The 22,712-nt window shown below is 68.4% G+C and carries 20 protein-coding genes and 1 pseudogene; 4 read left to right on the forward strand and 17 right to left on the reverse strand.

The window, feature by feature from the left end:
- Positions 1 to 418: 418 nt before the first annotated feature.
- Positions 419 to 922, reverse strand: a complete 504-nt coding sequence (locus EJI01_RS22405; RefSeq protein ID WP_126839339.1) for an Lrp/AsnC family transcriptional regulator — start codon at positions 920 to 922, stop codon at positions 419 to 421.
- 91 nt (positions 923 to 1,013) lie between these two features.
- Here EJI01_RS22405 and EJI01_RS22410 point away from each other — a divergent pair, with 91 nt between their 5' ends.
- The gene (locus tag EJI01_RS22410) at positions 1,014 to 4,607 is read left to right on the forward strand and encodes an indolepyruvate ferredoxin oxidoreductase family protein (RefSeq protein WP_126839340.1); all 3,594 of its coding nucleotides are present in this window, start codon (positions 1,014 to 1,016) and stop codon (positions 4,605 to 4,607) included.
- Between the two features lie 111 nt (positions 4,608 to 4,718).
- On the opposite strand, the gene EJI01_RS22415 is transcribed toward EJI01_RS22410, so the two are convergent.
- Genes EJI01_RS22415 through atzF form a run of 15 tightly spaced genes read right to left on the reverse strand, consistent with a single transcriptional unit; the run spans position 4,719 to position 19,031 of the window.
- Complete coding sequence (locus tag EJI01_RS22415) at positions 4,719 to 5,438, reverse strand: GntR family transcriptional regulator (RefSeq protein ID WP_126839341.1); 720 nt, start codon at positions 5,436 to 5,438, stop codon at positions 4,719 to 4,721.
- A 10-nt stretch (positions 5,439 to 5,448) separates the two neighbouring features.
- Positions 5,449 to 6,111 (reverse strand): cysteine hydrolase family protein, encoded by a 663-nt coding sequence (locus tag EJI01_RS22420; RefSeq protein ID WP_126839407.1) that lies wholly within the window; start codon positions 6,109 to 6,111, stop codon positions 5,449 to 5,451.
- Positions 6,112 to 6,125: 14 nt separating this feature from the next.
- Positions 6,126 to 7,724 carry an ABC transporter ATP-binding protein gene (locus tag EJI01_RS22425; RefSeq protein WP_126839342.1) on the reverse strand — a complete coding sequence of 533 codons (1,599 nt, stop codon included), beginning with the start codon at positions 7,722 to 7,724 and terminating at the stop codon, positions 6,126 to 6,128.
- Positions 7,725 to 7,732: 8 nt separating this feature from the next.
- Positions 7,733 to 8,431: a cysteine hydrolase family protein gene (locus EJI01_RS22430; protein ID WP_126839343.1), complete on the reverse strand. Its 699-nt coding sequence runs from the start codon at positions 8,429 to 8,431 to the stop codon at positions 7,733 to 7,735.
- Positions 8,428 to 9,432 carry a formamidase gene (locus EJI01_RS22435; RefSeq protein ID WP_126839344.1) on the reverse strand — a complete coding sequence of 335 codons (1,005 nt, stop codon included), beginning with the start codon at positions 9,430 to 9,432 and terminating at the stop codon, positions 8,428 to 8,430. The genes EJI01_RS22430 and EJI01_RS22435 overlap by 4 nt, the downstream gene beginning before the upstream one ends.
- Positions 9,433 to 9,447: 15 nt before the next feature.
- Positions 9,448 to 10,368, reverse strand: a complete 921-nt coding sequence (locus EJI01_RS22440) for an ABC transporter permease (RefSeq protein ID WP_126839345.1) — start codon at positions 10,366 to 10,368, stop codon at positions 9,448 to 9,450.
- A complete protein-coding gene (locus EJI01_RS22445) occupies positions 10,365 to 11,444 on the reverse strand; it encodes an ABC transporter permease (RefSeq protein WP_126839346.1) in 1,080 nt (359 codons plus the stop codon). The genes EJI01_RS22440 and EJI01_RS22445 overlap by 4 nt, the downstream gene beginning before the upstream one ends.
- A 22-nt stretch (positions 11,445 to 11,466) precedes the next feature.
- Positions 11,467 to 12,582 (reverse strand): BMP family ABC transporter substrate-binding protein, encoded by a 1,116-nt coding sequence (locus tag EJI01_RS22450; RefSeq protein WP_126839347.1) that lies wholly within the window; start codon positions 12,580 to 12,582, stop codon positions 11,467 to 11,469.
- A gap of 39 nt (positions 12,583 to 12,621) precedes the next feature.
- Positions 12,622 to 13,002 (reverse strand): oxalurate catabolism protein HpxZ, encoded by a 381-nt coding sequence (gene hpxZ / locus EJI01_RS22455; protein WP_126839348.1) that lies wholly within the window; start codon positions 13,000 to 13,002, stop codon positions 12,622 to 12,624.
- A gap of 13 nt (positions 13,003 to 13,015) precedes the next feature.
- Entirely contained in the window at positions 13,016 to 14,443 is a 1,428-nt protein-coding gene (locus EJI01_RS22460) for an AtzE family amidohydrolase (RefSeq protein ID WP_126839349.1), read from the reverse strand.
- Positions 14,440 to 14,646, reverse strand: coding sequence for a DUF4089 domain-containing protein (locus tag EJI01_RS22465; protein WP_126839350.1), 207 nt, complete (start codon positions 14,644 to 14,646; stop codon positions 14,440 to 14,442). Before EJI01_RS22465 ends, EJI01_RS22460 begins: the two co-directional genes overlap by 4 nt.
- Positions 14,643 to 15,476, reverse strand: a complete 834-nt coding sequence (locus EJI01_RS22470) for an ABC transporter ATP-binding protein (RefSeq protein ID WP_185879021.1) — start codon at positions 15,474 to 15,476, stop codon at positions 14,643 to 14,645. The genes EJI01_RS22465 and EJI01_RS22470 overlap by 4 nt, the downstream gene beginning before the upstream one ends.
- A complete protein-coding gene (locus EJI01_RS22475; RefSeq protein ID WP_126839351.1) occupies positions 15,473 to 16,294 on the reverse strand; it encodes an ABC transporter permease in 822 nt (273 codons plus the stop codon). Before EJI01_RS22475 ends, EJI01_RS22470 begins: the two co-directional genes overlap by 4 nt.
- Before the next feature lie 2 nt (positions 16,295 to 16,296).
- Positions 16,297 to 17,298: an ABC transporter substrate-binding protein gene (locus tag EJI01_RS22480; protein ID WP_126839352.1), complete on the reverse strand. Its 1,002-nt coding sequence runs from the start codon at positions 17,296 to 17,298 to the stop codon at positions 16,297 to 16,299.
- Complete coding sequence (atzF, locus tag EJI01_RS22485; RefSeq protein ID WP_409513976.1) at positions 17,295 to 19,031, reverse strand: allophanate hydrolase; 1,737 nt, start codon at positions 19,029 to 19,031, stop codon at positions 17,295 to 17,297. Before atzF ends, EJI01_RS22480 begins: the two co-directional genes overlap by 4 nt.
- Before the next feature lie 958 nt (positions 19,032 to 19,989).
- Between atzF and EJI01_RS29710 the strand changes: the two are divergent.
- The 3 genes and pseudogenes from EJI01_RS29710 to EJI01_RS22495 form a co-directional block, all read left to right on the forward strand.
- A pseudogene (locus EJI01_RS29710) lies at positions 19,990 to 20,163 on the forward strand (JAB domain-containing protein); the annotation flags it as partial.
- A 58-nt stretch (positions 20,164 to 20,221) separates the two neighbouring features.
- Positions 20,222 to 20,353, forward strand: coding sequence for a JAB domain-containing protein (locus EJI01_RS29715; protein WP_409513977.1), 132 nt, complete (start codon positions 20,222 to 20,224; stop codon positions 20,351 to 20,353).
- A gap of 572 nt (positions 20,354 to 20,925) precedes the next feature.
- Complete coding sequence (locus EJI01_RS22495) at positions 20,926 to 21,888, forward strand: ArdC family protein (protein ID WP_260602597.1); 963 nt, start codon at positions 20,926 to 20,928, stop codon at positions 21,886 to 21,888.
- Between the two features lie 164 nt (positions 21,889 to 22,052).
- On the opposite strand, the gene EJI01_RS22500 is transcribed toward EJI01_RS22495, so the two are convergent.
- Complete coding sequence (locus tag EJI01_RS22500; RefSeq protein ID WP_185879022.1) at positions 22,053 to 22,559, reverse strand: H-NS family nucleoid-associated regulatory protein; 507 nt, start codon at positions 22,557 to 22,559, stop codon at positions 22,053 to 22,055.
- Positions 22,560 to 22,712 lie beyond the last annotated feature (153 nt).

Raw genomic sequence — 22,712 nt, forward strand, 5'->3', positions numbered from 1 at the left:
TAGCAAATTGTAGTTACGTATAGTACTTATTGGTTACTCTTGGCGTGAAGAGCTTCACGTTTGCCTGGGGCGTCTTCTTGGAGACCCGAGGCGCGATGTCACTTTTCCAGGCACACCACGGTGATGTCGATGCGACAACGGTCTGCGACGATGTGCACACCCTTTTCCACAATCTTGTCCACTACAAGTGTGGAGAACTTTTCTCCTAATTTTGACGCATCGGACCTTGCAGCGGCGAAGTTATACACATTTAGTAGTACAGGACGGCAACATCAGGAAGTCCCGCGTCAGGTGGCTAGATGTTGTGCAATAAGTTGTTCCGCCAAGCCGGAAAGCGGGAGGCTTGTACCTCGATGCGCCCGGCTGACCGGCCACTCAGTTCTCTGCTGCGCCGGGCCGCGCTGCAAGCCTGTCGCCGTCAGGCGCGCGAACGCGGGGACGAACCGAAGTCGACCGGCAGGCTCCCCGCGGACTTCACTTCCCGCAGCACGATGGCCGAGCGCACGTGCGTGACGCCGGCCTGTTCGAACAAGGTGGTGTGCAGGAACTTCTCGTAGTGCTTGATGTCCGGCACCAGCACCGTGAGGATGTAGTCGGCCGGGCCGGTGGCCGACACGCAGCGCACGATCTCCGGGCTCGCTTCCACCGCTTTCTCGAAGTCGCGCACCTTCGACTCGTGATGCCGGTCCAGATTCACTTCCGTCACCGCCGCGAGATTGAGGCCGACCTTCTCGCGATCGACCACGACCGTATAGCCCCGGATCACGCCTGTGGCTTCCATTTCCTTGATGCGGCGCCAGCAGGGCGTGGACGACAGGCCGACCTTGTCGGCGATCTGCTGCACCGTCTGCCGCGCGTCGCGCTGCAATTCGAGCAGGATCTGCAACGAGTACGTATCGAGAGGAATGGAATCGTCTTTCATGGGCTGATGTGAGAAGCCAATTCTCAAAGCTAGGGTCGATTCTGGCGTGCAGAGGAGGATATTGCTCCTGCGGGCGAAGAACAATCCTCGGATGAACTCGCCAGCGACTCCTTCTCCCCTCCAGCGCCCTGCCTACCAGGTCTCCGACAGTCTGTGGGCCCGTTCGGGCGCCGTCTTTCTGACCGGCACGCAGGCCCTGGTGCGTGTGCTGCTGATGCAACGCCAGCGCGACGCGGCCCGCGGGCTGGACACCCAGGGTTTCGTCAGCGGCTACCGCGGTTCGCCGCTCGGCATGGTCGACCAGGCGATCTGGAAAGCCGGCCCCGCCTTCAGGGAGGCCGGGATCCGTTTCGTGCCTGCCATCAACGAGGAGCTTGCGGCGACACAGGTGCTCGGCACGCAACGCGTGGAGTCGGATCCCGAGCGCACGGTCGAGGGCGTCTTTGCGATGTGGTACGGCAAGGGCCCGGGCGTGGACCGCGCCGGCGACGCGCTCAAGCACGGCAACGCCTATGGTTCGTCGCCGCATGGCGGCGTGCTGGTGGTGGCGGGCGACGACCACGGCTGCGTCTCCTCGTCCATGCCGCACCAGAGCGACCATGCCTTCGTCGCGTGGAGCATGCCGGTGCTGCAGCCGGCCTGCGTGGCCGAGTACCTGGAGTTCGGGCTGTACGGCTACGCGCTGTCGCGCTTCTCGGGCGCCTGGGTGGGCATGGCAGCACTGTCCGAGGTGGTCGAGAGCGCCGGCACGGTGGACCTCGAGCTGATCGACGCGCGCGTCGCTGCGTGGGCCGATGCCGACGCGGTGCGCGGCGCCACCGGGCATGTCGCGCCGGCGGACGGCTTGCACTATCGCTGGCCCGACCTGCCTTCGCTGCGCATCGAATCGCGGCTGGCCGACAAGTTGCAGGCCGTGGCCGCCTTTGCACGCGTCAACAGCATCGACCGGCACGTGATCGAGAGCCCGCATGCGAAGGTCGGCATCGTGACCTGCGGCAAGGCGCACCATGACCTGATGGAGGTGCTGCGCCGCCTCGAGGTAACACCGGAGAGCCTGGCTCGCGTGGGCGTGCGCCTCTACAAGGTGGGACTGAGCTTTCCGATCGAACAGACGCGCATCCAGGCTTTCGCGAAAGGCCTGGACGAGATCCTGATCGTCGAGGAGAAGGGCGCGATCGTCGAGGGCCAGTTGCGCGACCTGTTCTACAACGCGCCGCCGGGTGCGCGGCCCGCGCTGGTCGGCAAGCACGATCGCAGTGGCCGGCCGCTGGTGTCGGCGCTCGGCGAACTGCGGCCCTCGCGGCTGATCGAACCGGTGGCCCACTGGCTTTCGGCGCACTTCCCTGCCAACGCCGAGCTCGGCGACCACTTCCAGCACGTGCGCGACTTCACGCCGCCTGAGCTGCTGAGCAACGACGGCGACACGGTCAGGCGCCTGCCGTACTTCTGCGCCGGCTGCCCGCACAACACGAGCACGAGGGTTCCCGAAGGTTCGACCGCGCGCGCCGGTATCGGCTGCCACTTCATGGCCAACTGGATGGACCGAAGCACCGCGGGCCTGATCCAGATGGGCGGGGAGGGCGTCGACTGGGTCTCGCACTCGATGTTCACGCGCACGCCGCACGTGTTCCAGAATCTTGGCGACGGCACCTACTACCACTCGGGCTACCTCGCGATCCGACAGGCGGTCGCAGCCAAGGCGACGTTGACCTACAAGATCCTGTTCAACGACGCGGTCGCCATGACCGGCGGCCAGCCGGTCGACGGCGTCATCAGCGTCGATGCCATCGCGCGGCAGGTCGAATCCGAAGGCGTCAGGCAGGTTGTCGTGGTCAGCGACGCGATCGACAAGTACGGCCCGATCAGGAGCCGGTTCCCTGCGGGCACGGAGTTCCACGACCGCGCCGAACTCGATGCGGTGCAGCGCCGGCTGCGCGAGATCCCAGGCGTCACCGTGCTGATCTACGAACAGACCTGCGCGGCCGAGAAGCGTCGCCGTCGCAAGAAAGGCGAGATGGTCGATCCGGCCAGGGGGCTGTTCATCAACGAGGCGGTCTGCGAAGGCTGCGGCGACTGCAGCGTGCAGAGCAATTGCGTGGCGGTGCTGCCGCACGAAACCGGGCTCGGACGAAAGCGCAGGATCGACCAGACGAGCTGCAACAAGGACTACGCTTGCGCGAAGGGCTTCTGCCCCAGCTTCGTGGGCGTGAGCGGGGGTGCGCTGCGCAAGAAGAGCGGCGCGCTGGCCAGCGGCCGCGAGGCCTTCCTGCAGCAGGTGGCCGAACTGCCGCACCCGGCGTCACGCACCTGGGACGCGCCCTACGACCTGCTCGTCACCGGCGTCGGCGGCACGGGGGTGGTGACCGTGGGCGCGGTGATCGCCATGGCTGCGCACCTGGAAGGCAAGTCGGCCAGCGTGCTGGATTTCATGGGCTTTGCACAGAAGGGCGGGGCGGTGCTGAGTTTCGTGCGCCTGGCGGATGTGCCCGAGCGGTTGAACCAGGTCCGCATCGATACCCAGCAGGCCGATGCGATCCTGGCCTGCGACATCGTCGTGGGCGCCTCTCCCGACGCGCTGCAGACCGTGCGCTATGGGCGCACCCGCATCCTGGCGAACACGCACGAGATTCCGGTGGCCGAGTCGCTGCGCAATCCGGACGCCGATCTCAAGGTCGAACTGCTGCTCGAGAAGATGCGTTTCGTGGCGGGCGAAGATCAGGTCGAGACCTTCGATGCGCAGCTGATGGCGCAGGAGTTCCTCGGCGACACGCTCGCGTCGAACATCCTCGCGGCCGGCTACGCATGGCAGCGAGGGTTGATCCCGCTGAGCCTGGAGGCAATGACGCGCGCGATCGAACTCAACGGGGTTGCGGTCGCATCGAACCTCATGGCCTTCTCGCTCGGCCGGCTCGCGGCCGGCGCGCCGCGGGCGATCGAAGGGTTGGGCAACGCCACCGCGCCTGCCGCGCAGGACGAATCGCTGGAGGCGTTGATTGCCCGCGGAAGGATGCACCTCACCGGCTACCAGAACGCAGCCTGGGCGCAGCGCTTCGAGACGCGCGTGCGCAGCATGCAGCGGCGCGAAGCGGCGCTGGCCGGTGGCGACCCGAGCCTGCCGGTGACCCGCAACGCGGCGCGCAGCCTGCTCAAGCTCATGAGCTACAAGGACGAGTACGAGGTCGCACGGCTCTACAGCGACGACAGCTTCCGACAGCAGCTGGCGGAGCAGTTCGAGGGCGACGTGAAGCTGGAGTTCCACATGGCCCCGCCGTTCCTGTCGCGGCCGAAGAACGGGCAGCCGCCGGCGAAGATCCGTCTCGGCGCGTGGATGCTCCCGGCCATGAAGTGGCTGGCGCATGGCAAGCGGCTGCGCGGCACCGTCTTCGACGTGTTCGGCCGCACGGCGGAACGTCGGCTGGAGCGCTCGCTCATCGACCAGTTCGATGCGCGGCTCGATGAACTGATGGCCGGGCTGTCGCCTGACAACCAGAGACTGGCCGCGCAGATCGCCGCCGTGCCGATGACGATCCGGGGTTTTGGCCACGTGAAGCTGGCCAATCTCGCTCTGGCCCGCGGCCGCGAAGCCGAACTGATGCACCGCTTCTCGCCCGCGCGCTACCCGAAGCCGGTGGCGCAAGCCAAGGCCGGGCAGATCCGCGGTATCGCAGTCACTGCGACGCGTTGAGAAGGCGCAGCGGTGGCAGTCCCGAGCGCGCAAGTCGCGTCGATTTCAACCTGGACAGGGATTGCAGGAGCGTCTGGGGTGCGTGATCGCATTCGGCGCCCAAGTGCGGCGCTACCGACGACTGGCGTGGCGAGCCATGTGCACCTGATGCAGCGTGATCTTGCGCGTCTCGGCCTGGCTTGTCTCGATGTGGGCGCGCAGCAGCATCGCGGCCTGGTCGCCGCGATTGGCGCGGATCGCCTTCAGGATCTTGCCGTGCTCTTCGTAGGTCGCGTCGATGCGCGGCTGCTTGGTGAAGTCGAGCCGGCGAATGATGCGGATGCGCTCGGTCACGTCGCGATGCACGCGCGCCATCTCGGCATTGCCCGCGGCCGCGACCAGGGCGCAGTGAAAGGCCTCGTCCCATTGCGCGACCTGCACGCCGTCGGCGCTGCGCTGTGCCGACGGCACCAGCCATATGTCGGCCAGCGCGTCGAGCACGCTGCGATCCACGCGCCGGTCGGCTTCGCAGAGCCGGTGCGCTGCCGTGGTTTCGAGCACCATGCGCAGGTCGTAGAGCTGCTCGAACTGGTCGAAGTCGAAGGGCAGCACGCGCCAGCCGCTCCTGAACAGCACCTCGACGAAGCCTTCCTGCTGCAGCCTGAAGAGCGCCTGGCGCACCGGCGTGCGCGAGACGCCGAGGCGCTCGCTGATCTCGTTCTCGGTGAAGCGGTCGCCCGGCACCAGGCTGAACTCGGCCACGTCGCGCTTGAGCTGCGCGTAGACCTCGTCGGCGCGGGTGCGGAACGCGGCTTTTTCGGGGGCGGAGCGGGTCTTGGCGGAGGTGGGCACGGTCAGAATGTTAGTCGCCCAGGGCGGCGAGCAATGGCGCGCTCGGCGCGGTCCAGCCGACGATGGCACCCTGGGCGCGGATCATCTCGAGCGCCGCCGTCTTGAAGGCGGGGAAGTAGCTCTCGGTGCAGTCTTCCAGCAGCAGGCAGTCGTAGCCGCGGTCATTGGCTTCGCGCATGCTGGTCTGCACGCAGACCTCGGTGGTGACGCCCATGAAGACCAGCTTGCGGATGCTGCGCTGCTGCAGCATGGACTGCAGGCCGGTGGCATAGAAGGCGCCCTTGCCGGGCTTGTCGATCACGATCTCGCCGTCGGCCGGCGCGAGCGCGTCGATGATCTGGTTGCCGGGTTCGCCGGCGACCAGGATGCGACCCATGGGGCCTGAGTCGCCGATCCGAAGCGCGGGGTGGCCGCGGTCGCGCTTGGCGGGCGGGCAGTCGGCGAGATCGGGGCGATGGGCTTCTCTCGTGTGGATGACCAGGCCGCCCTTTTTTCGCCATGCATGGAGAACCGACCGCGTCGCGGGCACGATGGCCTGGAGCAGCGACACATCGTTGCCCAGGGTTTCGCCGAAGCCCCCGGGTTCGACGAAGTCGCGTTGCATGTCGATGATGACGAGGGCCGTCTGGGACAGCTCGAATGTGTAGGGAAACGGATTTGCGTCTATGTGCATCACGGGCGCTGTCGTCATGCGTGATGCCCTCCGCCCATATGTGCCCCCAGGACGTGCCGCTGCGCCGAAGCGGCGGAAGTTTCGAACACGATGCGCCCCTGGCTCATCACGACGATCCGGTCCGCCAGTTCCAGCAGCTCGTCGAGGTCCTCGCTGACGAGCAGCACGCCGCCGCCCTTCTGCCGCACCTGCACGATGCGGCCGTGGATCTCGCGCACGGCGGCGAAATCGAGCCCGAACACGGGATTGGCGGCGATCAGCACGTTGATATCTCCCGCCAGCTCGCGCGCCAGGACGGCACGCTGCACGTTGCCTCCGGAAAGGCTGCGGATCGGCGCGTCCTCGCCCTGCGTCTTCACGCCGTACTCGGCAATCCACTCGCGCGCCCGGCTGCGCCAGGCCGCAAAGTTCAGCACGCCGCCGCGCGCCAGCGGCGGCTGGTCGAAGTCGCGCAACGCCATGTTCTCCGCCACGCTGAGATCGCCGACACAGGCGTTGCGCAGCGGCTCCTCGGGTAGGCTGCGCAGCTTCAGGCGCCGGTTCTCCTCGCGTCGCGCGCCATAGGGCTTGCCCATCACGGTCACGCGGCCCGCGAGCCGCGGGCGCTGGCCGACCAGGGCCTCGACCAGTTCGCGCTGGCCGTTGCCGGAGACGCCGGCCACGCCGAGGATCTCGCCCGCGCGCACGGCCAGGCTCAGGTCGTGCACGGCCAGCGTGCCGCGGTCGCCCTGCGCCTGCAGGCCTTCGACCTGCAAGGCGATGGGCGCATCGGCCGCCGTTTGCTTCATCGCACGCAACGCGCTGCCGGCCGGCACTTCGGCGTCGCTCTCGGGCGGCGGCGCCTCGCCTTCGCCCATCATGGCGGCAGCCAGCCGCCGAGGGTCGGTGTGGTCCACGCGGCAGTGATGCACGGCCTTGCCGCGCCTGAGCACGGTCACGCTGTCGGCAAAGGCCATCACCTCGCGGAACTTGTGCGTGATGATGAGCACGGTACACAGGCCGCTCTTCGCGAACTCGCGCACATGGCCCAGCACCTCGTCGGCCTCCTGCGGCGTCAGCACCGAGGTCGGCTCGTCGAGGATCAGCAAGCGCGGCCGCAGGTAGAGCTGCTTCAGCAGCTCCAGCTTCTGCTTCTCGCCGGCCGCGAGCTCGGAAGGCCGCCGGTCGAGATCGAGGCTGAACGGCGTCGTGGCCAGAAAAGCCTCGAGCTCGGCGCGCTTGCGCCTCCAGTCGATCAGCGCCGGCGTCTTGCCGCCGGCCAGGAGCAGGTTCTCGGCCACCGTCATGCCGGGCGCCAGCGTGAAGTGCTGGTAGACCATGCCGACACCGAGCGCGCGCGCCACCACGGGGTTGGCAATCTCCTGCTCGCGCCCGTCGATCAGGATGCTGCCCTCTTCCGCGCGCTGGTAGCCCGCGACGCACTTGACCAGCGTGCTCTTGCCGGCCCCGTTCTCGCCCAGGAGCGCATGCACGGTGCCGGGCTCGACCCGCATCGTCACGCTGTCCATCGCGGTGAAGCTGCCGAAGCGCTTGGTCAGTCGGTAGATGTCAAGCGCGAGCGCGCCGGTGGCGGCCGGCAACGCGCCGATGGGTTGCGTCGAGACGTCGTCCATGCCTCGCCTCACATCGAAGCCAGCGCATCGAGCAGCGCGCCCGACTGCGCATGCGCGCCGAACACCCCGCCCTGCATCGTGATCATCTTCAGGGCCGCGAGATGGTTGCCGTGGTCGGTCGCCGCCGTGCAGTCGGACAGCAGCAGGCATTCGAAGCCGCGGTCGTTGGCGTCGCGCATCGTCGTGTGCACGCACACGTCGGTCGTGATGCCGGCGAGGATCAGGTTCTCGATGCCGCGCGTGCGCAGCACCAGCTCGAGATCGGTGGCGTAGAACGAACCCTTGCCGGGCTTGTCGATCACCACCTCGCCCGCCACCGGCGCGAGCGCGGGAATGATCTCCCAGCCCGGCTCGCCGCGCACCAGGATGCGGCCGCAGGGGCCATCGTCGCCGATGCCCACGCCGCCGGCGCCGATCTGCCGCGAGCGCCAGCGCTTGTTGGCCGGCAGGTCGGCCAGGTCGGGGCGGTGGCCCTCGCGCGTGTGGATGACGTGGAAGCCGAGCGTGCGCAGCCGGGCCAGCGTGCGCGCGATCGGCTCGATCGGCGCCTGCACCAGCGTCAGGTCGTAGCCCATCACGTCGACGTAGCCGCCCTTGCCGCAGAAGTCGGTCTGCATGTCGATCACGATCAAGGCGGTGTTGCCGGGCCGAAGCGCGCCGTTGTAGGGCCAGCGGTAGGGCTCGGCCGAGACGTAGCGTTCGCTCATGAGACCTCCGATCCCTTGTAGCTGCGCACCGGCGGCGGAAAGCCGAAGTCGCTGCCGTCCTTCACCTTCACCTCGTCGCTCCACGGCAGCCTGTAGCGGCCGGCCGCCATGTCCCGCATGTAGGTGTAGGGGCAGTCCTGCGCGCCGCCCTTCACCGCGACGTAGCCGCGGTGGTAGAGCTGGTAGATGTTGTTCTCCACGCCCCAGCCGGTGCGCGCCTCGCGCACCAGGTCGGGCCGCAGTTCGGCGGTGACGATCTCGTCGGGCCGCGCGCCGCCCTCGACCAGGACCGTGCCGTCGAAGTTGCAGAACATGCCCTCGCCCATCGAGTCGAAAGTGCCGTCGCTGCCGCACATGCACACGCTCGCGGTGCAGGCGAGGTTGCAGAAGGCGTTGGCCTGGTTGGTGATGCGCCAGGCGTGGCGGATCGGCGCCGTGTAGCCGGCCGTGCGGATGATGATCTCGGCGCCCTTGTACGCGGCCTCGCGCGCCATCTCGGGCAGCATGCCGTCGTGGCAGATGATCAGGGCCAGCTTGCTGCCGTTGGGCCCGTCGCACACCGGCACGCCGATGTTGCCGGGCTCCCAGGGCTCGACCGGCACCCACGGATGCATCTTGCGGTAGTAGAGCCGCAAGCCGCCCTGGTCGTCGATGATCAGGCCGCTGTTGTAGGGATTGCCGCCGGGGTTGGCTTCCATGATCGAGAAGCAGCCCCAGATCCGGTTGTCCATGCAGGCCTTCTTGAAGGCAGCCACCTCGGGCCCGTCCAGCGTGCACATGATCTCGGGCGCGGTGTCCATCGAGAGACCGTGCAGCGCGTATTCCGGGAACACGACCAGGTCCATCGTGCCCTGGTTGCGCCGTGCCTTCGCCACCAGCGCGCAGATGCGCTGCGTCTGGGCCGCCAGATCGGCCTTCGTCTTCACGACCGGCAGCTGCAGCTGCACCAGCCCGACGACCACGCCGTGCTCCGATTTGTTGAGACCACCCAGACCACTCATCGCGTGACTCCTTTCTCAGCGGGTCGATGAAAGCTCGCCGGGACTGCCGGCGGCGACGCTGCCCGGCTTGCAGGTCAGCACCAGGATGACGAGCGTGAGCACGTAGGGCACCGTGTTGAAGAGGTGGTAGCCCCAGCCCACGCCGATCGATTGCAACGCCGGCCCGATCGCGCCCGCGCCGCCGAAGAGCAGCGCCGCGCCGATGCAGCGCAGCGGACTCCAGCGCGCGAAGATGACCAGCGCCACCGCGATCAGCCCCTGCCCGCTCGAGATGCCCTCGTTCCAGCTGCCCGGATAGAAGAGCGTGAGCGAGGCGCCGCCCAGCCCGGCGATGAAGCCGCCCGCGGTAGTGGCCGCGATGCGCAGCCGCGCGACCGAGTAGCCGAGCGCGCGCGTCGCGTTGGCCGAATCGCCGGCCATGCGCACCAGCAGGCCGATGCGCGTGTGGGCAAAGGCCCACCAGAGCAGCAGCGCGATCGCGATGCCCACCGGCACCAGCGCATTGACCTGCAGCGCCGAGCGCACCACCGGGTTGTCGCTCCAGTCGCCGAGCGGGATCGCCGGCAGCTGCGGCGCCTGCGGCTGGATCAGCGGCTTGCCGAGATAGAACGCGAGGCCTGTGCCGAGCAGCATCAGCGCGATGCCGGTCGCGACGTCGTTCACGCGATCCAGCGAGCAGAGCAAGCCATGCAGCAGCGCCAGCAGCGCGCCGGCCGCGGCGCCGACCAGGACGCCGAGCCAGGCCGAGCCGGTGAGCCAGGCGCCGCCGAAGGAAGCCATGGCCGACAGCACCAGCACGCCTTCGAGGCCGAGGTTGATGCGGCCCGATTTCTCGGTCAGGCATTCGCCGAGGCTCACGAAGAGAAAAGGCGCGCCGACGCGCAAGGCGCCGCCGACGATGCCGGCCACGAGCGCGATCCACTGGTCGGCCGTCATACGGCTCCCTTCTGCATCCGCGGCTGCGTCACCCGCGGCGCCCGGCTCTTCAGCAGGGCTTTCCAGTCCACCATGCGCAGCCCTTCGCTCGCCAGGATCAGCACGAAGGCCATGCCTTGCAGCACCAGCACCGACGCATCTGGCAAGCCGAGCCGCCGCTGCAGCAGGCTGCCGGCCGCACCGAAGCCGCCGAACAGGATCGCCACCGGGATCACGGCCACCGGGTTGTGGCGTGCGATGAAGGACACCAGGATGCCGGCGTAGCCGTAGCCCGCGATCAGGGAGGCGTTGGCGTTGGTGTGCGCCGCTGCGACTTCGACCGCGCCGGCCAGGCCGGCACAGGCGCCGCCGAGGCCGCAGGCAGCCAGGATCAGCCGGCTCGCGGGCAAGCCGACCAGCTGCGCCGCGCGCGGATTGCCGCCCACCACGCGCACCGCGAAGCCCGAGACCGTGGCGCGCAGCCACAGCCCCGAGGCCAGGCAGGCCGCGATGCCGATCGCGAGCCCCCAATGCACGTCCGAGCCGCCGATGCCGCCGATCGCCAGCCCTTCCGCGAGCGAGCGCGTGGCCGGCTTGTTGAGGCTGGCCGGATCGCGTAGCGCGCCCTCGACCAGGTGCTTGAAAAGTCCGATCGCGACGTAGGCCAGCAGCAGGCTGCTGATGGTCTCGTTGATGCCGCGGTACTGGCGCAGCCAGCCGGCGAGCGCGATCCACAGCGCACCGGCCAGCGCGCCGGCGATGCAAAGGGCCACGGTGCCGGCGATGTTGGCCGGCAGCGGCAGCACATAGGGCAAGGCCGCGCATGCAAGGCCGCCGAGCACCACCGCGCCCTCGCCGCCGATGACGACCAGTCCGGCGCGCGCGGGGATCGCGACGCACAAGGCGGTGAGCATCAGCGGCGCGGCGCGTTGCAAGGTGTTCTGCCACGAGAACCAGTCGCCGAAGGCGCCCTTGAAGAGCGTGACCCAGGCCTCCAGCGGGCTCACGCCGGCGAACCAGACGAAGACGCCGAACAAGAGCAGCGCCGCCGCAATGGCGAATACGGGCAAGGCGGCTTCCTTCAGTGCGCTGTGCATGATCGGCCTGAGAGTTATCGGGTCAGCCGAGGGAGCCGACGACGCCTTCCACGAGATAGTTCATCTTCTCGAGCTCGAGGTCCGTCTGCTTGAGCGCCTTGCCGGCCGGAATCACGACCCCACCCCTGTTGTCCTTCAACCCGCCCTGAAAGATGTCGAAGCTGCCCGCCATCATCTTGGCCTTGATCTCGTCGGCGTTCTTCTTCGCTGCGTCGCTCACCATCGGGCCGTAGGCCGACATCTTCACGTAGCCCTCCTTCAATCCGCCGCGCAGGAAGTTGGGATGCGGCTTGCCGCTCTGCGCCGCCTCAACCGCGGTCTTGTAGGCCGTGAGCCAGTTCCATTCGGCGCCGGTCAGGTAGGCGTTGGGCGCCAGCCTGGCCTGGCTCGCGTGGTAGCCGCAGACCATCTTGCCGCGCTTGGCGGCGGTCTCGACCACCACCTTGGGGCCGTCGACGTGCATCGTGAAGACGTCGCAGCCCTGGTCGGCGAGGCTGTTGGTGGCCTCCGCCTCCTTGACGGCCATCGACCAGTCGCCGGTGAAGATCACACTGCAGGTGATGCCGGGCTTGACCGAGCGCGCGCCCATCGTGAAGGCGTTGATGTTGCGCAGCACCTGCGGAATGGGCTTGGCCGCGACGAAGGCGATCTTGTTGCTCTTGGTCATGTGGCCGGCGATCACGCCGTTCAGGTACTGGCACTCGTCGATGTAGCCGAAGAAGCTGCCGACGTTCTTCGGATGCTTGCCCTCCGACCACAGGCCGCCGCAGTGCGAGAAGCGCACGTCGGGGTTCTTCGGCGCCACGGCCAGGATGTGCGGATCGAAGTAGCCGAAGGAGGTGGGGAACAGCAGCTTCGCGCCGTCCTGCGCGATCATGCCCGTCATGGTCTTCTGCACGGCCGCGGTCTCGGGCACGTTCTCTTCTTCCACCAGCTTGATGCCGGGCATCTTCCTGAGCTCGGCCGCGGCCTGCGCATGCGCCTGGTTGTAGCCGTAGTCGTCGCGCGGGCCGACGTAGATCACGCCGACGGTCAACGGCTTCTGCGCGTTCGCCAGCGCGCTCCAGCCGCCCAGCGTGGTGGCGGAGGCGAGTGCGGCTAGGGACTTGAGGGAATCGCGGCGGTTGAACTGGCTCATGGTTGCTCCTGGAGGGTGGTTGGGACTGGGAAGGATCGATCAGGCAAGCAGGCTCACGTGCGCGGCCACCACGCGCCAGCCTTGATTGGTGCGCATCCAGGTCTGGCTCTGGCGCCCGGTGTTCGCGCCGCCTTCGCGGCGGAACTCGATGTTGGCGGTGGCGAAGTCGCGGCCATAGCTGGTGATCACGGTGCGCAGCAGCTCGCGTGCCAGGCCCTGCGCCGGCCGTGCGGCGCGGAAGGCCTTGATGTCGTCGTAGCCGTAGAGGTTTTCGGTCGCGCCGTAGCGCAGCGTGTGCGGGCTGTCCCAGAACAGCTCGTCGAGCACCTCGACCTTGTTGTGAACCAGCGCGTCCTCGTAGCGGGCGAACGCGGCCACCACTTCGGCCAGCACGTCGGGAAGGTTGATCGCGGGCGTCATCGTTGGTCGTTCCTCATGCGAGAGAGGCGACGGGCGCCTGCGCCACGCCGGCAGATTCGAGCGCGGCGGCCACGCGCAGCACCAGGTCCTCGCGCCAGGGCGCCGCGATCACCTGCACGCCGATCGGCAGGCTCGGATGCGCGCCCCACACAGGCACGGCGCACACCGGCAGGCCGATGCACGAGATGGGCTGGGTCAGCACGCCCATGTTGGGCCGCACCTGCACGCGCTGGCCGTTGAGCTCGAACCATTCGGCGCCGATGGGCGTGGCCGCGCAGGGCGTGGCCGCGGCGAGCAGGATGTCGAAGCGCTCGAAGACCCGTGCCGCCTGCTCGGCATAGAGGCGCCGCACGCGCTGCGCGCGCGCCACCCAGGCGGCCGGCAGCAGCGCGCCGGCCAGGAAGCGGTCGCGCGAGAGCGGCTCGAAGTCCTGCGCACGCGTACGCAAATCGGGCAGGTGCAGTGCCGCGCCTTCCGAGTTGGTGATCAGGAAGGCGGCGGCCCGCCCGGCCTCGACCATCGGCAGCTCGACGGTGCGGCTTGCGCCCAGCGCCTGGGCCACGGCGTCGACGGCGGCGAGCGCCTCGGGCTGCGCGCGCTGCCGGAACCAGCCGCCCAGCACACCGACGCGCAGGCCCTGCACGCCGCGCGACAGCAGGTTGACGACCGGCTCGCCGGCGCGCTGGGCGCAGCCGGGGTCGCGCGGGGGCAGGCGTTCCGGCCCCTGCATGGCGTCGTAGGCCAGCGCCAGGTCGCGCACCGAGCGCGCGAAGGGCCCGAGGTGGTCGAGGCTGGAGACGAAGGGATAGCTGCCGGTGCGCGGCAGGCGGCCGAAGGTGGGCTTGAGCCCGAACACGCCGTTGAGCGAAGCGGGCACGCGGATCGATCCATTGGTGTCGGAGCCGAGCGCGAGCGCCACCTGCCCCGCAGCGACGGCGGCACCGGAGCCGCCCGAGGAGCCGCCGGCGGTGCGGTCGAGATCGTGCGGGTTGTGGCTCGCGCCGACGTGGCTGTTCTCGGTCGTGAAGCCGTAGGCGTACTCGTCCATGTTGAGCGCGCCGACCAGCACCGCGCCGGCGCTCTCGAGCCGGCGCACCAGCGTCGCATCGCCGCGCGCCGGTTCGCGCTCGCGCTCGATCTTCGAGCCGGCCAGCGTGGGCAGGCCGGCGATGTCGAACAGGTTCTTGACCGCGAAGGGCACACCGAGCAGCGGCAGCTCGCGCGTTCGCACGCCATGCGTGGAGGCCAGCGAAGCATCGACCTGCCCCGCGCGGCGCAGCGCGCGCTCGCGAAGCACCTCGGTGAAGGCATTGACGCGGCCGTCGGTTGCGGCGATGCGATCCAGGCTGGCCTGCGCGAGCGCGACCGCGCTCACCGCGCCCGATCGCACCGCCTGCGCCATCGCGGCGGCATCCTGCTGCAGCAGGGCAGCGGGGGTCATGCGCCGGGCTCCGGCGGCACGACCGCCGAAAAGTGGAGCGCGGGTTCGTCGCGTTCGTTCAGCGGCACCGCATCCACCACCGCGGCGAGCTCGGCCGCCAGCGCGAAGTAGCGCAGCACGCCGGCGCGGTGGTCGGGCCGCAGCTTCAGATCGAGCGCGGCCGAGGCGGCATCGACGTAGGCTTCGATCTGCCGTGGCGTCATCTCCTTACCTCCCGCTGGAAGATCTCGAGGCTCAGCTTCTTGGTGCCGATGAAGCTCGGCGCGCTCAGCGTCTCGAGCGTGCGCGGGCGCGCATCGGTGTAGTCGAGGATCTCGGCCACCCGGGTCGGCCGCTTGGTCAGCAGCAGCACCTGGTCGGCCAGGTACACCGCCTCCTCCAGGTCGTGCGAGACCAGCAGCATCGTGGTGCCGGTCTGCATGAAGACTTCCTGCAGCTTCTCGCGGATGAAGAGCGTCATCTCGAAGTCGAGCGCGGAGAAAGGCTCGTCGAGGAACAGCACCTCGGGGTTCGACGCCAGCGCACGCATGATCGAGGCCGTCTGCTGCTGGCCGCCCGAGAGCTCGTACGGATAGCGATGCAGGTCGAACTTGACGTCGAAGGAAGCGACCAGCTCCGCCATGCGCCGGTCGACCTCGGCCTTGGAGCGCCCTTCGAGCTTGAGCGGGTAGGCGATGTTGTCGATGGTGCGCATCCATGGGAACATCGCTTCGCGATAGTTCTGGAACACGTAGCCGATCTTGGTGTCTTTCAGCGACTTGCCGTCGAACAGGATCTCGCCCGAGTCGATCGGGCTCAGCCCCGCGATCATGTTGATCAAGGTCGACTTGCCGCAGCCGTTGGGGCCGAAGACCGAGACGATCCTGTTCTTCGGAATGTCGAGATCGAAGTTCTCGTACAGCGGCCAGCCTGCGAAGTACTTGGTGAGGCCGCGGATGGTGATGTGGGTGCCGGCCGGGCCGGGCGCGAAGACGGGCTTCGGCACCTCGGCGTATACGGGGCCGTTGATCACGGCGTCGGTGGCGGCTCTCATCTTCCGCTCCAGTGCACGATCCGGCGTTCTGCGACCAGGAAGAGGATGTTGAGCGCGTATCCCAACGCGCCGGCCGCGAGGATCGCCGCATACATGCTCTTGACGTTGAGCACCTGCTGCGCATCGATGATGCGGTGGCCCAGGCCGTTGTCGGAGCCGATGAACATCTCGGCCACGATCACGATCACCAGCGCCATCGAGACCGCCGAGCGCAGGCCGACGAAGGAAGGCTGCAGGCTCTCCCACACCAGCACGTCCTTGAAGATCTGCCAGCGCGAGGCGCCCATCACGCGCGCCGCCATCACGCGCTGCTTGCGCGCATTGATCACGCCGTAGGCGCTGTTGAAGACCACGATCAGGAGCGCGCCGAAGGCCGCGATCGCAACCTTGTTGACGTCCGACACGCCGAAGATCAGCAGGAACAGCGGGATCAGCGCCGATGACGGCGTGGAGCGGAAGAAGTCGATCAGGAACTCGACGCTGCGATACGCCTTTTCGTTGCTACCGAGCAGCACGCCCAGCGGCACGCCGATGGCCGCCGCGATCAGGAAGGCCTGCAGCGTGCGCCAGACCGTGACCGCGAAGTCCAGCAGCAGCGGTCCGCCGGCCAGGCCGGTGACCAGCGCCGCGATGGTGTCGGCCGGCGTCGGCAGCAGGATCGGCTTGATGAAGCCGAGCCGCACCACCAGGTCCCAGAGGATGAACAGCACGATGGGGCCGATGGCGGCCAGCCACGCACTCCATGACGATTTCTTCGGCGCCGACGAGGCGGCACCGGCAGCGGCCCAGGGCGAGGCACTGGTGTTCGTCGCGGCCATGTTCAGCCCTTGTAGAGCAGGCCTTCCACCGGCACCTTCTTCTCGAAGATGCCCTTCTCGGTGAACAGGTCGTAGAACTTCTGGAAGTAGGCGACGTCGCTCGGCTTGAACTCGTTGTAGAGCATGTACGAAGCCAGCGGCACCTCGGCCGTGAGCGCGCCCTCGATCGCGGTGTAGCCCTTCATGTGCTGCCGCGCATCGTCGGGCCTGGTGCGCACCAGCTCGACGCCGCGCGCATAGGCGGCAATGAATTTCTTCGTCGCTTCGGGATTCTTCCTGATGAACTCGGTGGTCAGGCTGGCGGCGCCGCCGTGCCACGGCGCCATCGGGTCGCCGAGGATGTATTTCGCGACCACGCCGGCCTCGATCACGCGCGTGGTGCCGTTCATGCGGCCGACCGTGCCGGTGGGCTCGAGCGTGTAGCAGGCGTCGACCTGGCCCGCTACGAGCGCCGCCACGTGCTGGCCGATCGGCAGCTCGGAGACCGTCGCGCCGGTGGCGCCCGCGCGCTCCAGCATGGTCTTGCACAAGGTCATGTTCTGGATGCCGGGGCCGGACGCGACCTTCTTGCCCTTGAGCTCGGCCAGGGTCTGGATCGGACTGTCCTTGGCGACGATGAACTCGTCGAGCACGAACCTGGCGTTGCTCGGGTTGGTGCAGAAGATCTTGAAGAGGCCGGGCTGCGCGATCTCGCCGATCGCGAGGTTGGCCGAGCCGGTGCCGTTGGAGCTGCCGTCGCAGCGGCCCGAGAGCATCGCTTCCATCACCTGCTGCGCGCCGGCGAACTTGAGCGGCTCGACCTCCAGGCCGGCTTCCTTGAAGTAGCCGCGATCGATGGCCGCGAAGAAGGGCAGACCCGCCGCCACCGGCCAGTAGCCGATGCGGGTCTTCGGCGTGGCCTGGGCGAGGACGACCGAAGGCGCGGCGAGCGCGGCGATGCCGGCGGCACCGGCTTGCAGCACGCGTCGCCGCGTTTGCGAGGGAATCGGTCGGCTGATGCTCATGGAACACTCCTTGTCCTTGCGTTGCGGGATTCGATGTAGCGGCGCCAGCCGCCCAGATGCGTGATGTCCTCGGCCCCCTGCAGCGCCAGCCCTTCGCAGAGAAAGCCCTGCACGCTGCTGCCGTCGGCGAGCGCGAGGGTGCCGATGCCCAGCGGCGCCGGAATCAGCGACACGAAGGAGCCGTAGTGCGCGAGCGGCATCTCCCAGACCTCGACCGCGATCTCTGCACCTTCCGTGCCGGCCACGCGCACCAATCCGGGCTTGGGCGGCACGGTGCCGGGCAGGGCGTAGAGGCGGTAGTGCGGCGCGGTCGCGGTCTGCGCCACGAGGCTGGCGCCGCGCTCGGTCAGCTGGCCGTTCAGCGGCATGCCCGAGAGATGGGCGCCGACGACCGCGAGCTTGACCGTCGCCTCGGCCGCGATCAGCGGCAGCGGCTCGGGCGCGGGCAGCGGTGCGCCCGTCGCACCCTGCGTGAGGCCAGTGGCGTGGTGGAAGCGCTGGCCCAGCTCGGCCAGCTGGAAGTCGCTGCCGGCGCGGCCGATCAGCGTGATGCCGAAGGGCAGGCCGTCCTCGCGCAGGCTGCCCGGCACCGCGATCGCCGCGTAGTCGAGCAGGTTCACGAAGTTGGTGTATTCGCCCAGGTTGCGATTCAACGCGAGCGGCGCGGCCTGCATCGCATCGATCGTGTAGTGCGCGGGCGCGGTGGGCACCAGCAACACATCGATGTCGCGCCACATCGCGGCCGCGCGCTGGCCGAGTGCGTGCAGCCTGGTGCGCGCATCGACGAAGTCGGCCGCGCTGTAGCGTCGGCCCGCAGCCAGGATGCCGCGCACCGGCTCGATCACTTCGCTTTCATGCGCGTCGAAGAAGGCGCGCACGGCGGCATAGCGCTCGGCAACCAGCGCGCTGTCGTAGAGCAGCGCGGCGGCTTCGGCCAGCGGCGCGTAGTCGATCGCCACCGGTGTGCCGCCCAGGACCCGCATCTGCGCGATGGCGCGCTCGAAAGCCGCCGCCGACAGCGCATCGCCGAAGAAGCGCGGCGCCTGCGGCACGCCGAAACGGAAGCGCGCGGCCAAGGGTTCGGTCGCGAGCTTCAGCTTGCGCGAATAGGGGTCTTCGGCATCGAAACCCATCGCTGCCTGCAGCACGCGCGCGGCCAGGCCCACGGTACGCGCGAAGATCGAGACGCAATCGACGTTCTGCGCGGCCGGCACCACACCGCGCGCGCTGATCAGCCCGCGCGAGGGCTTGATGCCGACGATGTTGTTGAGCCCGGCGGGCACCCGCCCCGAGCCCGCGGTGTCGGTGCCCAGGGCGAAGTCGACCTGGCCGGTGGCGACCACGTAGGCCGAGCCGGAGCTCGAGCCGCCCGACACATGGCGCGGATCGAAGCTGTTGGGCACGGCGCCGTACGGCGACCGTGTGCCGTTCAGGCCGCAGGCGAACTGGTCGAGATTGGTCTTGCCGGCCAAGCTTGCACCGGCATCGAGCAGCCGCTGCACCACATGAGCGTGGGCGGCCGGCATGTAGGCGAAGGCCGGGCAGGCCGCCGTGGTCGGCACGCCGGCGGCGTCGATGTTGTCCTTGGCGGCGAAGCTGAGGCCGGCGAGCGGCCCGGCGGCCGCGCCGGCCAGCGCCGGGTCCAGCCGCGCGATCCACGCCTGCGCGGCCCATCCGTTCACTTGCTTCTGCGACCCGCCAGCGCGAAGCGCGGCTTTTTCATGCACCATCATCAAGCATCCTGTCTTGTGTACAAGATGAGATGCAAGGGGCATGCCAGCGGCGCTATCCGCCATCGCGCTTTGTGCTGGCGCGGAGTCTGTGAATATTCAAGCCCTCGCGGAGGCCATAAAGAGGGGGATGAATGGGCCAGTCGGATTGGGATGAGCTGGTGCTCCTGCATCAGCAGCTGGAACAGTTTGCGAACGAGGTCAGAGCGATGTGGGTTCGCCTGGCGGACCGAACTGAACTCGGCACGGACGAAGCAGCCTTGTTGGGTGCGATGCGTGAGGCGGAGGTCTGCGCCAGCGCAGCATTCCGGCACCGGCGTCAGTGCACTGGCGTCATGGCGATTGCGCGCTCGCCTAGGTAGCCCAGCCGATTCGCATCCGGCAGGCTGGGGTCCGTGAGAGGGCCGCGCGTGCCCCTGGCTGAATGTCGAAGGCGCCCCCATTTCACCGGAAGCCTGGCGCTGCCTGCCTAGGGCAGGACGTTCCCTTGCAGGCGTCGCTCGTCGCTCATCCCCTGCGGGGACTGCTGCGCAGCCTTCCAGGCAACTCAGCGGGGGAAGGGTGAGGTCTGGGGGAGGGGGCTTGCCTGTGAGCGCTGACGCTACCCCACCGTTCTCGCGTTCAAGGCCCTGCGCGCGCTCGCGCGTGCTCGGCGCGTGCCGCGCGCCTGCGGCGGCCTTGAGCGCTGCGCTGCGGCGGGGTCCAGGGGGCACGCAGGCAATCCCGCCTGCGCCACCTCAGGAGTTGCGCCATGTCATCCGACGCCCTTCACTACACCACGGTCCAGCAACGCATCGTCGACGCCTTGCGTGTCTTCCTCGGCGATCAGGCCACGGCGCTCTACGACGCCCACGGCCGCTCGCTGCAGCAGCTGGTCCACTTCGCTCGCGACTCCTCGCTGCCCGGATGCCGGTGCCTGGCGAGCGGGCTGTCGCTGGCACAGGAGCTTCTCGCGGAAACCATGACCCATGCGCCGGTGTTCGAGTCGCCGGGCGCGGTGTCCGACTTCCTGAAGCTGCACTTCGCCGGACAGCCCTTCGAAAGCTTCGTGGTGCTGTTCCTGGATGCGCGTCACCAGCTGATCGCGATGGAAGACGTTTTCAGGGGCACGCTGACGCAGACGAGCGTCTATCCGCGCGAGATCCTCAAGCGCGCACTGCATCACAACGCGGCCGCGGTGATCCTGGCGCATTTTGTGGCGCGCCGACGAAGTGCTCACCAAGGCGCTCACGGGGGCCCTGGCCCTGGTCGACGTGCGCGTGCTCGACCATCTGGTGATCGCGGGCAGCCAGTCGCTGTCGTTCGCCGCCCGCGGCCTGCTCTAGCGCGGGGCTCCGGCCCCTTTTTCTTGGCGCGCCGTGGTGCGCTCTCCGAGCGAGGGCTTTCATCGGCCGGGCAGCGCGGCCGCGGATCCGCGGGGTGCCCGAGGGCCAGCCCGGGATCGATCTTGCCTCGATGCGGATCGGATTGCGCCATGACGTGATCGGCGTCAACCACGTCTGACCCCTGCCTGGGCTGACGCTCTGGGCCCGCGGGACGTCGTGCGTGTCCAGCTTGCGGCATGCCGCGGCGTGCGATCCGCTTGCGAAGCCGCCTCTTGATCGACGCATAGCTCGCACGGTCCGCTGTCCAGGGCCTCGGGGCCTTGCCACCGTCCTCGCCCGGTCCTCGCTGCGCTCGGCTGCGGCCTCCGGGCGGTCCCTGGACATCGGGCCTTCGGGCTCGCTCTTCATGCGTCGAGGCGGCTCCGAAAGCAGATCTTCAACCACCGCGGCGCACACCGCAGAAAGGCCCAGCCATGCATGCACGATCATCCATCCATCCATGCGATCCGGACACCCGGGCAGCCACGGGCGTTCCCCCCGTACCCCCCGAGGGCTCACCCCAAGCAGCCTCGGTGAACAGCCAGGCATCCACGTCGAGGGGCGCGGGCCGCATGGACGTGCGCCAGGTCATCACCGATCGCATCATCGCCATGCTCGAGAAGGGCCATCCGGTGTTTCGCGAACGCTGGACGCGGGCCGCTTCGCGCGGCGCACCGCGCAACGGCAAGACCGGCGCCACCTACCGCGGTGCCAATGTCCTGGTGCTCTGGGAGGAGGCAATCGCGCAGGGCTACGGCACCAACGTGTGGATGACGTACAAGCAGGCGAGGTCGCTGGGTGCGCAGGTGCGCCGCGGCGAGCGTGCGGTGATGTGTGCGCATTTCGAGCGCGCGGTCTCCCGCTGCGGGCAATCCGGCACGAACGACTCGGACGATTCCAGCGACGACCGGCAGGAGGTGGGCCAGGCACGCACGAGGCTGCTGTGCAGGCCGTTCTGGGTGTTCAACATCGCGCAGATCGACGGGCTGCCATCCGAGGTGTTCGAGCTTTGCACCGGACCGGCCGCGTTCCCGGCAGGGCCTGTGGAGGGTGCGCTTCGCCTCATCGGCGGTTGCAATCCGACCATCCGCCATGGTTTCGAACGGGCGATGTACCTGCCGGCGCTTGATGAAATCCGCCTGCCCTTGCCCGCGCGCTTCACCAGCGGCGAAGCGTACTGCGCGACGTCGCTGCACGAGCTGGTCCACTGGACGGGCCATCCGAGCCGGTTGAACCGAGCGTTCGGAAAGCGCTTTGGCGACCACGCCTATGCGTTCGAGGAACTGGTGGCCGAGCTCGGCTCGGCGTTCGTGCTAGGCCACTGCGGCCTGGTCGACGCCACCATCGAAGGGCACGCGGCCTACCTGGACAGCTGGGTGCAGGTGCTGCGCAACGACCGCAGCGCGATCTTCACCGCAGCCCGGCATGCGGGCGAGGCCTTCGAGTTCATCCTCGGCAAGCAGATGCGGCTGCCGGAGGAACTGGCCTGCGGGTGATGGGGTGAGGGCGAAGCGGGAGGGCCAAGCAGAAGGGGGGAGGGCCGGCTGCCCGAGTCCTTGCACCATCTCGCCCGCGCCGCACCAGTTCCTATCGAATGCGGCCAGGCGCCGGCATGGCGTTGCCGGCGCCACCATTGCGTCTCTGTGTCTGAGAAGCAGCCTCAGGCAGCCAGCTGCTCGACTGGCTGGCCCGCTGCGATGGCTTCCTTGAGCCAGCGCGGACGCGGGCCCATGCCGCTCCATGTATTGCCAGCCTGGTCGCGAAAGCGGACCTGGGTCTTGCGCTTGCCGGCGCCATTGCTCTTGCTCTTGCTCTTGCGGGCGATCTTGGCTTGCGGCGTGGTGCCGGTGGAGAAATCATCGAGCGTCTTGCCCGCGGCCAGCGCGTCGCGCAGCCACTGTGGCCGCGGTCCACGGCCACCCCAGGAATGACCCATTCCGTCCGAGTACTTCTCGGTGGACGACGCGGCCGATTTCATGCTTGCGACTGCCTTGCGGTCTGCCGTCGACGCCGCGCCGAAGCCCAGTTGTTCGGCCGTCAGTCCGTAGTGCGCAATGGCGACCCTGATGCGGTTCACCACTCCACCGACTTCTTGTGCTTTCAGCTGGTCGGCCTTCTTCTGAAGGGCTTCGATCTGCTTTTGCAGTTGCTTGTAACTCTGTGCCATTGCTTTTTCTCGGTGGAGTGATGAAACCGGGACTTTAGTCTTGCTTGGCCCCAATGCGAATTTGGCACATTCTATTCAAGCAGCATGTCAGACAGATTCGGGTCAGACTTTCATTGCAATGGCGGCGATTGCGTGATGCGAGGGGAGTGCGTT

Origin of the sequence: Variovorax sp. MHTC-1 (genome assembly GCF_003984645.1) — a bacterium.
Lineage (GTDB): Bacteria > Pseudomonadota > Gammaproteobacteria > Burkholderiales > Burkholderiaceae_C > Variovorax.